We start from the raw sequence: 13,283 nt of genomic DNA on the forward strand, positions 1-13,283 counted from the left end.
ACCAATGACTAATATTCCGATTGAAGGCATCCTTCTCCCCAACGAGAAGCCCAAACACGAATCTCCGGGTAACTGGAAAGAATACTTCAGCTTTAGTACCGACCATAAAGTTATTGGTATCCAGTATCTCGTTACCTCATTCTTCTTCTTTCTCGTCGGCGGTATTTTTGCGATGGTGATGCGGGGAGAACTGATGACACCCGAATCAGATTTAGTCGATCGCACCGTCTACAACGGGATGTTCACCATGCACGGCACCGTCATGCTGTTTTTGTGGACATTTCCCTCACTGGTTGGTTTTGCCAACTATCTAGTGCCCCTGATGATTGGGGCGCGAGATATGGCATTTCCCCGCCTCAACGCCGTCGCCTTTTGGATGGTGCCAGTAGTTGGGATTTTGATGATGGGTAGCTTCTTTGTCCCTGGTGGCCCAGCCCAAGCCGGCTGGTGGTCTTACCCGCCAGTCAGTCTCCAAAACCCTACAGGTAACTTGATTAATGGTCAAGTTATCTGGCTGCTAGCGGTGGCAATATCCGGCGTATCCTCAATTATGGGGGCAGTCAACTTTGTCACCACTATTGTCAAGATGCGGGCACCAGGTATGGGCTTCTTTCGGATGCCCTTGTTTGTCTGGGCAGTGTTTAGCGCCCAAATCATCCAACTATTTGGACTTCCAGCACTGACAGCTGGTGCGGTGATGCTGCTACTCGACCTCACAGCTGGCACCGCCTTTTTCGACCCCGCCAAGGGTGGGAATCCAGTAATGTTCCAGCATTACTTCTGGTTCTACTCCCACCCTGCCGTTTACGTGATTATTTTGCCCATCTTCGGCATTTTCTCCGAAATCTTCCCAGTTTATTCACGTAAACCCCTATTTGGGTACAAAGTAGTTGCCGTTTCATCCATCTTAATTGCCGTAGTTAGCGGCATAGTTTGGGTACACCACATGTACGTCAGTGGTACACCGGGCTGGATGCGGTTGATTTTCATGCTGACAACCATGTTTGTATCTGTCCCCACAGGAATTAAAGTATTTGCTTGGGTGGCAACTATTTGGGGCGGTAAACTGCGGTTAAATACCCCCATGCTGTTTGCCTTGGGCGGATTAGTCATGTTTGTCTTCGCTGGCATCACAGGCATCATGCTTTCTTCAGTGCCAGTAGATGTCCACGTTAATAATACCTACTTTGTGGTGGGACACTTCCACTACGTCCTCTACGGTACCGTGACGATGGGCTTATTTGCCGCCATCTATCACTGGTTCCCCAAAATGACCGGGCGGATGTACTCCGAAAGCTGGGGTAAAATCCACTTCTGGTTAGCCTTCATCGGCACGAACCTCAACTTTTTACCCATGCACCCCTTAGGATTGCAAGGGATGTTACGTCGAGTTGCTTCCTACGCCCCAGAGTATCAATTCTGGAATATCATTGCTAGCCTGGGTGGATTTCTCCTCGGAATGTCCACCTTACCCTTCATATTCAACATGGTGATTTCTTGGATGCAAGGTGAGAAAGCACCTGCTAACCCTTGGCGGGCAATTGGACTAGAGTGGATGGTTTCTTCACCCCCCCCAGTAGAAAACTTTGAAGAAATCCCCATCATCATCTCCGAACCCTACGGCTACGGCAAATCAGAACCGTTAACAGCCAACCTCCCAGAATAACGCCAAACATCGGGAAGACGCAAAAACCCTCCGCGCACCTCTGCGCTTCCCTTTGCGTTTCAAATTCACCCCTCAAAAAACAAAATGGACAGTTATATCAATTCAGATGAATTGCACCATACAAGCGCAGAGCATAGCCACGACGAAGAAGGCAACAAAATGTTTGGCTTCATTGTCTTCCTACTATCTGAAAGCGTCATTTTCTTGAGTTTTTTCGCCGGATATGCTATTTACAAAACAACAACCCCAAACTGGCTACCAGCTGGTGTTTCTGGACTAGAAGTAAAAGAACCGGCAATCAATACAGTAATTTTGGTTGCTAGTAGCTTTGTAATTTACTTAGCAGAACGCGCCCTTCAACGCCATGACTTAGTAAAATTTCGCCTATTTCTCTTGGCGACAATGGCGATGGGAACTTACTTTTTAGTCGGCCAAGCGATTGAATGGAACGGTCTCGCCTTTGGTTTCACATCCGGGGTATTTGGTGGAACGTTCTATCTATTAACAGGTTTCCACGGTTTGCACGTTTTCACCGGCATCCTGTTGCAGTTGATAATTTTGATCCGTTCTTTCCTACCAGGAAACTACGACACAGGTCATTTCGGCGTAAATGCAACTTCGTTGTTTTGGCACTTCGTCGATATTATCTGGATTATTTTGTTTGTCCTGATCTATGTTTGGCAGTAAAGATTAATTGGAGCAAAACCCAGATAAATTATCTGGGTTGGTGTATGGGGTCATTGTTAATTACTTCTATGCCCCATACATTCTACCTATGCAGGTTGACACACTCTGTCGTTTTCTAAACGAGGGATTCTGGGGTCAAACAATGATTGCAGGTACAACCCGTCTTATATCATCTAGCCCAATGGACAATGCCCTGCCCACTTAATTGAATCATACCATGACCGAATAAATTCGGTTACGCATCACGAGTTGTAAAAAACGAATGTCCGTAGTTCGATGCTTTCTCGTGGAGGCGCGTCTGTTGGGCTGGTGGGGTCTTCAAAGGCTGTATGGGCTGCAAAACGCGCACGTCCATCTTCTGCGGAGTCGAAACACTTGATAAATAGTGCCTCGTCCCTTTGCATTTGCGGGAAGTAGAACCATTTATGTTCAGTATTATATGTAACTGCGTAGGTTTCACCAACGCGATCGCGGTACAGGAGATCGCCAGCTACAAGGTCTGTTGATATAATACTTTGGGCATCACACACTGCTAAGGGTGACTCTTGGATTGGTTGGGCGATTGATCGCCAAAGATTGATGATGGCAAATCTTTGTTGCAATAGTGTATCAATTTCATCACCATCTATACCCTGTGCTGCTAATTCCAAACGGGCGCGAGTATAGCCTGATTTGGCGGTGAAGTCGTTGTGTATGCGCTTGGCAGGTTCTTTAATATTATTCTCACCTGGCTTTGACTGACCAGCGTTACGAAGAGTGTGATCGAATATCACTACCTTCGTTGCACCTGTCACCTGTTTTAATAATTGCTCGGCTTCTGGGTAGTAAACACGGCGTATTTCGTCTTCATCGTAAAAGTCGCGGACGTTGCTATGATGTTCAGTAAATGCAAATCCTTCTCTATCTAATGAGATGTTCTTGGAGATCGAACGAGCATTATAAATTGGCAGTTTGTGCGTCTGATAAGTTCCATTGGTGCGGGGAATCCCTGCTGGGGGTTCATAAGTATAGTTGAAAGGTTTTTCTGCCATCGGGGTTAGGTAAGTGAGGTTAGCCTCTACGTAGGGCAGATATTGGGAAATCTGTCTGTCTAGAACTTGGTTATTTAAGCTCATAGGTGATCCAATTTTGGATTTTGGTTAATTATTAATGGTCAATACTCAAGAGTTTTTGATCGCCACATCCTCAGACTCTATTTTTGAGTGGCACCAACGGGAACAGGTTCACCGAGAACTTTGGCGAATCTTTGCAAATAAAAGTCTACAGGATTTGCTACTGCTTGAATTGACTGGCGATCGCGTACCAAATTCCACCATGTCTGCAAACCAGTTGTTTCTGCCGGTAGTGTGAATTTGCGGAAGTGTTCTAGGAGTGGTAAACGTTCAAACCAGGGATAGAAGCTGATATCAACCAGGCTAAACTGATCTCCTAACCAGTAATGACCATTAGACAGTTTGCCTAATCCTTCTTGTTCAAGATACAAGAGTGCTTCCGTGAACTCTTTTCGTCCTTGTTCTTGTTCTTGGGTATCTTTACCGCGCAGAAATTTGTTAAATGCAGGTACAAAGCGACTATTGGCGTAGTCTATCCAAATCCGGGCGATCGCTTTCTTGGCGGGATCGCGGGGTAATAAAGGTGGTTCTGGAAAAACTTCATCTAAATATTCATTGATGATCGCAGACTCGTAGATTTCAATATCCCCATGTTTGATCGCCGGGACTTTTCCGTAGCGCGAAATCTGCGTGTACCCATCTGGTTTATTCTGTAAGTCAATTTCTATTGGCGTGAAGTCTATGCCTTTTTCCAGTAAGACTACGCGGGTGCGTTGAGAGAAGGTTGAGGCTTTGGTAAAGTACAGTTGTATGTTGCTCATGAAATCCTTTCCTTGCGATTAAATAATTTCACTGGCAAGTATCTATGCTATCTATATAGCATAATACATTTTATCGGTCGATTTAACGTAGTATGCATATATTATACAGTCTTTCAGAAATATGTATAGCTAATTATTAGTTTATCTAAATAAATATCTAGGGATTCTCAGTTGAATGAGGTAATAAATAGGGGTAATTCATGAATTACCTCTACTTAGGGACTTCCAAGAAATAAATTATCCAAATAAACGAACCACAGAGACGCAGAGAACACAGAGGAATAAGGAGGAGAGAGTTTTTTCGCCAGTTTTTTGAGTATTTTTTTATTTGGAAGTCCCTTAACAATACCTTTGCCAAAATAAGAGCCTACAAAAATTTTGGCAAAATGGCAAAATGACCCATACATAAGCATGAAAGCTTATAAGGGATCTTTGGATGTCAAACCCTTGATACTACGGGCAATACATTAAAAAAGCCTTGTGGGAAACCTTGAAGGAATTTTTAGGACTTATTGTTTTTGCCAAGCATCGGAGAAAAGAGAGTTCAGCCATCAACTCACCCTCGTAAATTGGCAAAGGTATTGCTTAAGCATAGGTTTATGAGATTAATGTAGACTCTATTGAGAATATACTGTGCTTGTTGAGATTATTTATCACCCTGCTGGGGTTAAGGTGCGATTTTGATTGTATGGTCAAAGTTATGGAGCGATCGCAGAATTATTTTAGGGACTGACAAATAAAAAAATATCCCAAAACTGACCAAAAACTCTCTCTATTTCTCCTCTCTCTGTGTCGCGCCAGTTGCTTCTCCCAGGGGGAGACGCTACGCGAACAAGTCTCTTAACCGCAAGGGCGCACTGGCAACTCTATTGTCTCTGTGGTTCGTAATTTATTTCTTGGAAATCCCTTACAAGCTTTAGTACTTCCTAGTATTGTTTAATTTTGTGCCAATAATGGATTCCTCTTTATCCTTTATGAGAAATTTAGAACTATTAATTCTAATAACTTCATAATTTTCTGGGATAAACACAGAGCCTAAAGTAGCTACGATATCTGCAAGAGAAATCTTAACCGCTAGTGGTATCTTAAAATTAAAAAATGATTTTGGCATAGTTTTAACATTTAAATGCAATTTTTTTTTACTTACGTACCACACACCAGTAAATTTATTACCTGTAATCAATTCTTTAGGTTTAGAGAAAAGAAGCATTTGAACCCTGGTTTGCTCATAAGTCATATCATCTCTAAATTCAATAGTAATTTTTTCCGAATACGTATCAAAACGCCATTTTCCTAGAAGTAAAATTTCTATTTCTATATCAGAATGCTTACTATGATCCATGTTGATCCTCAAATTAGCTTTAACTCTAATTTTTACTATTGTTAAAAAATATACGATTAACTAATTATTAAAGTTTAGTTACAACTTTTCGCACGAGAAAAGAATAAGTGCATCTGCCAAACTAACCAAGAGCTTACCCGCCAAGCTCCCATTGAAAGGTGTTCTGTAGATGATTTTGAGGATAAATCAAAGCTATCTTGGTCATATTGTAACCAATTGGCTGGTAGGTGTCCCATTGGTGTCAGAGGGGACAATTTAAAAGTTAGTTGCTCATAGTCTAACCAATTTCCTTCTTTTCGCCAACCAAGGCGATCGCCGAGTCTCTTTTCTGTTTCATAATCTACTTGACCACCCATTTCGCTCCAGATAGTTTGCTGAATACTGAAGCCGAAATAACCATAACTATATTGTTCCCAAAGTTGATCAATGGTGTGGAGGTCTTGACAAGAAAAATTATCAATATCTTCCTTGTAAACTTCATTCCAATAATTCTTACTCATGACTTTGAGCATTAGTTTAGTGGTTTCAATGTCAGCTTCTTTCCACTTATGCTGTGCTAGGAAATCGCGCAATTGGGTATAATCAATATTTTTATTGCTGAGAGATTTATTTATCAAGGTAATATTGTTATTAGTCAGTCCCATTAATCCTGTTTCTTCAACAGCAGATAAAGGCGCTCTAGAAACAATATTTACTTCTGCTATGCCTAGCACTTTTCTTTGCTCGCTGAGTTGCTTGGATATATAGTTTGATATTAAATCAATACCCTTGTCTAAAAACACGCCATTTTCGCTCAAATCAAAATTATTGATTTGCCAATCTAATAATTGAGATTGAATAAAAGCATCTTTTAATCTAGCTTTTTTCTCATAACTTGTCACCATGAAATCGAGAAAACTTTCAGAAATTACCTCACTTTTTTCCAGGTTAAATAAATTTGACTGATACTTTAAAATATTATCCCCTAGATTTTTAATATCTCCGACAGTTGCATAGAAATATTCATCTACTTTTACAACTTCATCTATTAAAGATTGAAAAGGACTAAAGTAATCTTGTAAAGAATTTTCAAAATTGATTGCAGTCTGGGAAATCTTTGCTATTTGTTGACGAATCTTATAGGCTTTTATTTGATATTCGTAAAGTTCTTGATATACTTCTAAATCTTTAACTATTTGCTGGACAATTTCTTTTTGAATTTTGGTATCTTCTGTAAGTTGTTTAATTCCTTCAGCAAGCAATCTTATTTTTTCTAGCATTAAAAAATAAGAATTGCTCAACAGTAAAACTGCTTTAAAGTTTTCTTGCTTCTCCCATCTTAGGTCATCAAGTATTTTCGGAGTTTTATGATTTTTAAGTTCTAATTTTCTTCTTTCATGTTCTAAACTTTTTATTTCCAAGTATTTTTGTTTAAATAAATTCTTTAAGTCTTCCGTAAGATTTAACAAAAAATTATGATAAGTATCTTTATAACTTTCTAGAAAATCAATAAGATGACTATAGTCTTTAATGAATAATTTAATTTCGTCAAAAATTTCTCCCTGGCTAATTTCTTCTTTTCGCTTAATTATCCCCCCAAGCTGATGATGATATCTAACACCTTCTTTAATTAATTGTTGACGGTCTCTAATTTTTTTTTGAACTGTTTTTACGGCCTGATTTTTTAGAACGGGTAATTGATAGGTTCGTTGATAAATTGAAATAGTTTCGTAAGTAATTAGTTGTCTTTGCTGTTTAGTTAGCATAATTCTGATTTTAAGAAGTGTGAGCAGAGACAATTACTCTATGATTTCTGTTTTGGATAATTCCCATATCAATACCTTACCTCGTGCTTCTATCAGTCGCATTCCGATTTTTTCTAGCACCCGCTTTGAACCTATATTATCTGCGTCACATCCAGCTGTAACTTTTTCTATACCTGGTTGATAAAGTGTCCAATCTGCCATTGCTTTTGCAGCTTCAGATGCGTAGCCCTGTTGTCGATATGATGGCACTATCTGATAGCCAAGTTCCACTGAATCTGTGGGTGAACCTGTGGCATCTGGAATAATTTTAATCATAACGTGACCAATGAGGGTGTTTTCTGCTTGATGAATGATTAAACTTCCCCATCCCCATTGACTTTGTAAGGCACATTTGGTCAGAATATGTGCAATTCGTGGCAAATTTTGGATAAACTCTTCATCAGGCCAGTTGGACAAAACTTTAACCGCCATAACTCTTGCTAATTCAGAATTACCAAGGATTGCTGCTTTTACTATGTCTAGCGTAAATGGTACTAAATACAATCGCTTGGTAACAATATTTTCCATATATGTGCTTTAAAACCTGGAACTAATTATAATTTACTACATCGTAATTTAAGCCTTTCTTGACTTGATAAATATCCTCGAAAAGACCGGACTTTAAAAAGTATGACTAGCGGCTAAACTCTCACCCATTTCAACACCTTCGGATCTTTGTCATAGTGGTATGTCAAGCCATCTTTAGTAGTTATGGATTTTCCTCCGCTAGCCTTGCTTCTGATGGTGCCAAGGGAGTAGTCTGTTAATGTGTTCATTTCCTGATGAGAGAGTTTTTCAATTATTCCTGATTGATTATTGGAGAAATAATCTATTTTAATTTGACCATTTTCGGGTAAATTAGTCGCAGTTGCTTTTTGAAGCTGATAATCCTGCACAGTTACAAGTTGCCAACTAGAATCTTGTGAAAGTTCCAGAACCCATTGATGATAATTAAATAGACTCTCTCGATGTCCAACGCTGATAAAAGTTGTTTGACTTTGTTTTAACTTTTGATATAAACTTTCTTCGTTATTTAAATCCAAAGCACTTGTTGCTTCATCTAATATCGTGAAGCTAGGAAGAGTAACTAACAATCGTGCGAAGGCAAGGCGTTGTTGTTCTCCCAATGATAATATATTCTCCCAAGGAAGTTCGGCATCAAAGCCGCCAACTTTTGTCACCACGTTTTCGAGGTTAACTTGTTGCAAAACTTCTTTGAGTTCTGCGTCGCTCATTTCACGAGTTGTATGAGGATAGAGTAACTGTTCGCGCAAAGTTCCCAAAATTATATAGGGACGTTGGGGCAAAAACAACACTTCTTCTAAAGGAGGTCGCAACAGGCGACCACTTCCTGCATTCCACAAACCTGCGATCGCTCTTAATAGAGAACTTTTACCTCGACCACTCGGGCCAACAATCAATAAACCTTCTCCTGGCTGAACAGACAGTGATAAATCTTCGACGATCACCTGCTCATAGTTTGGCGTTTGTAAGGTGACATGCTCAAAAGCCAGACGGTTTTCTTCGATTGTTTTAATCGTACTGACTTTTTCTGGTTGTTTCGTAACAGTTTCCAACGCATCCGACAGCTGAGATAAGCGTTCAACATAACTAGAAAATCTTCCAGAAGCTCCAAATTCACTTATTAATTGTCCCAGAGCATTAGAAAACATGAAGCAAGCTAAACTAATTTGGTTAATTTCTCCAAAATCAATTTTATCTTGAATAAATAAAGGTGTAAGTATAAACATCGAAAACACAGTAATAGCAGATTGATATGCTCTGTTAAAAATATCCTGATTTATCTCCCAATTCAACCTCCGTTCGGCATTTTTCTCGATCTTACTAAATCTGCGTTGAATTATATTTGCTTCTTGGTTTTCTCCCTGAAAAAAAGCGATTGATTCCGCGTGATTCCGAACATGAGTCAGTGCATATCTGTAGTCAGCTTTAACTTCAAGTTCCTCTTTATTAATCTTATTGGCTTGTTGATTCAAATAAACAGCAATTAAATTACCTGTGATTGTATAAACAACTAGGATCACTGCAATCTGTGAAGAAATTGTCCAAATAATTACTAAAAAACTTGTTAGTTGCAGGATTTTCTCTAGGAAAGTAGCTGAAAAGCTGAGAGCATTGCTGGTAATGGGTTCGATTTCTTGAGATAGACGTTGATCTGGGTTATCAATATCTGATTTGAAATTTATTTTATAATAAGCACGCTTGCTAAAATACTTTTCTAAGGTGTGATTATTTAGCCATTTGTACCAATCAAGAGCAATTTTTTTCCTGACGAATTTAGAAGATGCAATCAAAAGTGTTTCCACCACAATCACAAGTATAGAAATCCATAACGTACCCAGATATTTAGAAATATCTCTCTCTTCAATAACGATATTGAGTACATAGCGATTTAAGAAGCTGCTTGAAGCCGTTACACCCACGATCGCAATTATTAATAAGATTAGGAGAATGAGCATTCCCCAGGCGCGAATCACGTCTGAGAATGCTCTGCCTTCTGGCTCTGTTGGATACCAGTAAGACCCAGCGATCGCTCTGACATCTTGCCAGAATCTGGTAAAAACCACAAGAGGATTAGTTGAGGGTTGATCGCGAAAAACTTGATCTGGCATTTTCTAAAAATATAGTGGTTTTTATTTGAGTTAAATAATCGCTTAACTTAATACCATTGAAGTTGAATAATCACCGCGACTATTTCAATTGTTTTTAGAGACTTAACTTCTTCACAATAAGTAATGATTTCGGGGGAAAGTTGATTTTTAAGTTTGAGTTTTAGATCCTCTGTAATGGGTAAATCTTTAATTTCTTTCAGGAGAAATTTCACCGATTCGGTTTTGCTACGTTCTGCATAGATGGACTGAAGAATGGCTTCTATTCCATATCCCGTGACAATATCCCCCACAACGGTTATTAGACCGAGTAAGGCTATAGCTCCGACGATGCCAAAGGGACCTCCTAACATTGTGAGAGTAGCAGCAACGGCGGCGGAACTACCCCCTGATGCGGCTGTTAGAACCACCAAAATTACGCCAGGAAGACCCAGCCCAGCTAGTTTTTTCACAATTTCGTCCATGATAATTACCTAAAATTCTGACACTTTTGATTAAAACATGATTTCTGAGTTCAAATAATTTTATTGGTACTCCGGTTCCTAATTTTTATTGGTCAGCAGAATTTCAGCGATCGCACCAGAAATCGGGTAGTGTGGTGAAAATATCTCCATCCAGAAAAATTCCCCAACTGGGTTAACCTCAAGGAATACGTGCCGGCCATCGGGTGTGACGATAATATCGATCGCTCCATAGTTTAAGCCAAAATAAGCCATTAGCTGGAGAAGCTTTTTCTCAACATCTTCGGGCAAGTCGTAGGGTTGCCAATTCTTACTTAAGGCTCTCCCTTCTTTGCGCCAATCGTAAGTAGATCCCTCCAAACTCTGGGAATCTACTGCCGCAGTAAATAGGCGGTGTCCGACAATAGTAGTCCGCAACTCCAGCGCCTTTGGCACATTTTCCTGAAACGTCATCGGACAAAAACGCAGTCCTTCAAGATTGTCCAGATCGTCATCTGTAATTGGACTAGTGAACACAACGTTTTCTCGTCCCCGATCGTCATAGATGGCAAAGGAAGAAAGCATTTTGGTGACTATACCTTGCTCCTGACACTCTTGAGCAAATTGCTTTACTGCCTCTGGATTGTTTGAAGTCAGAGTGCGCGGAGTCACAAGACCAACCTCTCGCGCGACTTGTAACTGTAGTTGTTTATTATTGGTTATATCGACATTTGACATTTTATCGAAGTGGAATGCTTTCAGGCTGGCAATCACCCCCCTGACAGTACGGCGAGTTTCTTCAACCGAAGCGTCTCTAAATTGCTTGTCCATCGTGTCGGGAATTTTTGCCCCGTAGCGCATCCGCCGATACCAAACTGAGGACACTTCACTCAAATCTAGCTTCTGTTCCCCATCAGTAATAATTACCCGCTCAGAATTGCCTTGGTAAATATCCAACTTCACTTCGGTGGGATATCTATCTGTGTCAAAACGAAATGCTTTCTTTCCTCTAGCCTCAATTTCTTTGATTACTAGAGGAATGCTTTCGTTGTCTTGGCTGAAAGTAATGATTAATACTGTCATAGAAAACTTTTAACTAAAGTGCTTATTACTATAGGACTACTATTTGATTTTTGAACAGATACGTAGGGTGCGTTAGCGACAGCGTAACGCACCATTCTTAAGGATTTGGTGCGTTAGCGTTTCGCGTAACGCACCCTACAAATACTACAAATACTTAATTTTGTTCAAAAATCAAACCGGATTCCTAAGGGATTGAGTGGCAGAGCAACAGTACCTTTGGGCAAAAGGGATCTGCCTCGCAAGAGGGAAAGCATAGGGAGAAGACCACCAATACTATTGATAGGAAACTTGATATAGCAAGCGGATTTCTGTGAACTATGAATTAGAATCCCCGTGCGTTCACGCCGGAGAGTATGTCAATACAAGCCTTCTCTTGCTTTCTAGGGAATCAGAGCGTCTGCGATCGCACTGGCAATCGGCAAGTCTAAATCTTTCTCCAGCATTCCCCACTCTCCTACGGGGTTAACTTCCAAAAAGACATATTCTCCTGATGGTGTGAGAATAAAATCTAAGGCTCCAAACAACAGCCCAAATTTACCCATAAAGGCTTGGAGACGATGAATTACTTCATCAGGAAGTTGATGGTGTTGCCATGCACCAACCTCAACATCAGGTTTACGCCAATCAACTTTGGCTGCTGCATAAACAGACGCTTCTAATGCCCCGACAAATACGTGGCCATTCACATACACCACCCGCAATTCCTGTTGTTTAGGGATTTGCTCTTGAAAAACCATTGGGCAATAGCGCAGTGACTCGGCATCTTGCAAGTCTTCTTCTTTAACGGTACTGGTGTAAAGAAAGAACGAGGAGTTAGCTTCCATACTGCGGGAAAGAGCAGTTAATAACTTACTCACCATTTTTCCGTTGACTTGGTGAAAAAACTCCCGTGCTGACTCAGCTTTGTTAGTGATGAGAGTCTGAGGAATGACAAAACCTACCTCAGATGCCACCCGCAGTTGGCGCAGTTTGTTATGTGCAGTATTTATCCGCTCTAGATTATCTACCCACCTAGCTTCTTTAAGACTGTCCCAAAAGCCATCTAAGGTTGCAAGTGATTCTCTAATGCAGGCTTCTCGGTACTTTGGAGCCAATTCTTTACTCAATTCTGGCTCCCATATCCGCCGCATCCATACAGCTTGCACTTGCTCTGTGCTGATAGAGTGCGTGCCATATTCCAGCTTGTGATAGCTTTTGGATTTGTCAAAGTGTGCTGTTAATTGCACTTCTAGGGGAAACTTATCAGTGTCGAGGCGGAATGGTTGTACCCCTTTCTTTGACAAGGCTTCTGCCACTCTATCTATTGTGAAGAAATCACCACTATGGGTGATTAATAATACAACGTCACGCGACAGGTGCATAAAATTTTCTGGTTTTAATTTGTAGGAGGTAGATGTTAATAATTACCTAAATAAGTTTTTCTTCATATCTCCGAATTCTGGGATATAAAGTAGAGGCGATCGCTTCCATATTCTAATATCATAATCTCCCCTAAAATGGAAGCGATCGCCTTATAGGAAGTAGTTTTCAGTTATTTGATAACCATTACTCCTTTAATTCCATTTGAAGAGCGCTATAGTCTAGCGATCTTCAAAATCTGAAGGAAACTTCAAGGTGTAGATATTAGGGGGATCTGAATCTTCCAGTTGTTGTTCTAAGAAGCGTGCGAAGAATGGCACTGCTTGCATATCAGATGCTTTTACTGTATTGCTAGACATCCTATTCCCTCCAGGTAAATTTGCTTTAACAATTTAATATGTATCACTAATTTCATCTAG

The 13,283-nt window shown here is 40.3% G+C and carries 12 protein-coding genes; 2 read left to right on the forward strand and 10 right to left on the reverse strand.

Translation table 11 applies throughout. The features are described from left to right. The first annotated feature begins 4 nt into the window (after positions 1-4). Together ctaD and V7K97_RS17930 are read left to right on the forward strand one after the other, a co-directional pair. Positions 5-1,666, forward strand: a complete 1,662-nt coding sequence (gene ctaD, locus V7K97_RS17925; protein ID WP_334802362.1) for a cytochrome c oxidase subunit I — start codon at positions 5-7, stop codon at positions 1,664-1,666. Positions 1,667-1,750: 84 nt separating this feature from the next. Beyond that, a complete protein-coding gene (locus V7K97_RS17930) occupies positions 1,751-2,353 on the forward strand; it encodes a cytochrome c oxidase subunit 3 (RefSeq protein WP_334802363.1) in 603 nt (200 codons plus the stop codon). A gap of 242 nt (positions 2,354-2,595) precedes the next feature. Here V7K97_RS17930 and V7K97_RS17935 read toward each other — a convergent pair whose 3' ends face one another. The 10 genes from V7K97_RS17935 to V7K97_RS17980 all read right to left on the reverse strand — a co-directional run bounded on the left by V7K97_RS17935 (position 2,596) and on the right by V7K97_RS17980 (position 13,223). Continuing rightward, the gene (locus V7K97_RS17935) at positions 2,596-3,468 is read right to left on the reverse strand and encodes a CmcJ/NvfI family oxidoreductase (protein WP_334802364.1); all 873 of its coding nucleotides are present in this window, start codon (positions 3,466-3,468) and stop codon (positions 2,596-2,598) included. Positions 3,469-3,545: 77 nt separating this feature from the next. Further along, positions 3,546-4,226, reverse strand: a complete 681-nt coding sequence (locus V7K97_RS17940) for a glutathione S-transferase family protein (protein ID WP_334802365.1) — start codon at positions 4,224-4,226, stop codon at positions 3,546-3,548. A gap of 916 nt (positions 4,227-5,142) precedes the next feature. After that, entirely contained in the window at positions 5,143-5,568 is a 426-nt protein-coding gene (locus V7K97_RS17945) for a hypothetical protein (protein WP_334802366.1), read from the reverse strand. Positions 5,569-5,642: 74 nt separating this feature from the next. Beyond that, complete coding sequence (locus V7K97_RS17950; RefSeq protein ID WP_334802367.1) at positions 5,643-7,313, reverse strand: GUN4 domain-containing protein; 1,671 nt, start codon at positions 7,311-7,313, stop codon at positions 5,643-5,645. A gap of 33 nt (positions 7,314-7,346) precedes the next feature. After that, positions 7,347-7,880: a GNAT family N-acetyltransferase gene (locus V7K97_RS17955; protein WP_334802368.1), complete on the reverse strand. Its 534-nt coding sequence runs from the start codon at positions 7,878-7,880 to the stop codon at positions 7,347-7,349. Between the two features lie 113 nt (positions 7,881-7,993). Further along, a complete protein-coding gene (locus tag V7K97_RS17960; RefSeq protein ID WP_334802369.1) occupies positions 7,994-9,985 on the reverse strand; it encodes an ABC transporter ATP-binding protein/permease in 1,992 nt (663 codons plus the stop codon). Between the two features lie 47 nt (positions 9,986-10,032). Beyond that, on the reverse strand, positions 10,033-10,446 hold the full coding sequence (locus V7K97_RS17965) for a hypothetical protein (RefSeq protein ID WP_334802370.1): 414 nt from the start codon (positions 10,444-10,446) through the stop codon (positions 10,033-10,035). A gap of 78 nt (positions 10,447-10,524) precedes the next feature. Then, on the reverse strand, positions 10,525-11,505 hold the full coding sequence (locus tag V7K97_RS17970) for an MvdD family ATP-grasp ribosomal peptide maturase (RefSeq protein ID WP_334802371.1): 981 nt from the start codon (positions 11,503-11,505) through the stop codon (positions 10,525-10,527). 380 nt (positions 11,506-11,885) lie between these two features. Further along, positions 11,886-12,866: an MvdC family ATP-grasp ribosomal peptide maturase gene (locus V7K97_RS17975; protein ID WP_334802372.1), complete on the reverse strand. Its 981-nt coding sequence runs from the start codon at positions 12,864-12,866 to the stop codon at positions 11,886-11,888. A 219-nt stretch (positions 12,867-13,085) separates the two neighbouring features. Next, positions 13,086-13,223, reverse strand: a complete 138-nt coding sequence (locus tag V7K97_RS17980) for a microviridin/marinostatin family tricyclic proteinase inhibitor (protein ID WP_334802373.1) — start codon at positions 13,221-13,223, stop codon at positions 13,086-13,088. Between the last annotated feature and the right edge of the window lie 60 nt (positions 13,224-13,283).

This window comes from Nostoc sp. (genome assembly GCF_036917815.1).
Classification (GTDB): Bacteria; Cyanobacteriota; Cyanobacteriia; order Cyanobacteriales; family Nostocaceae; genus Nostoc.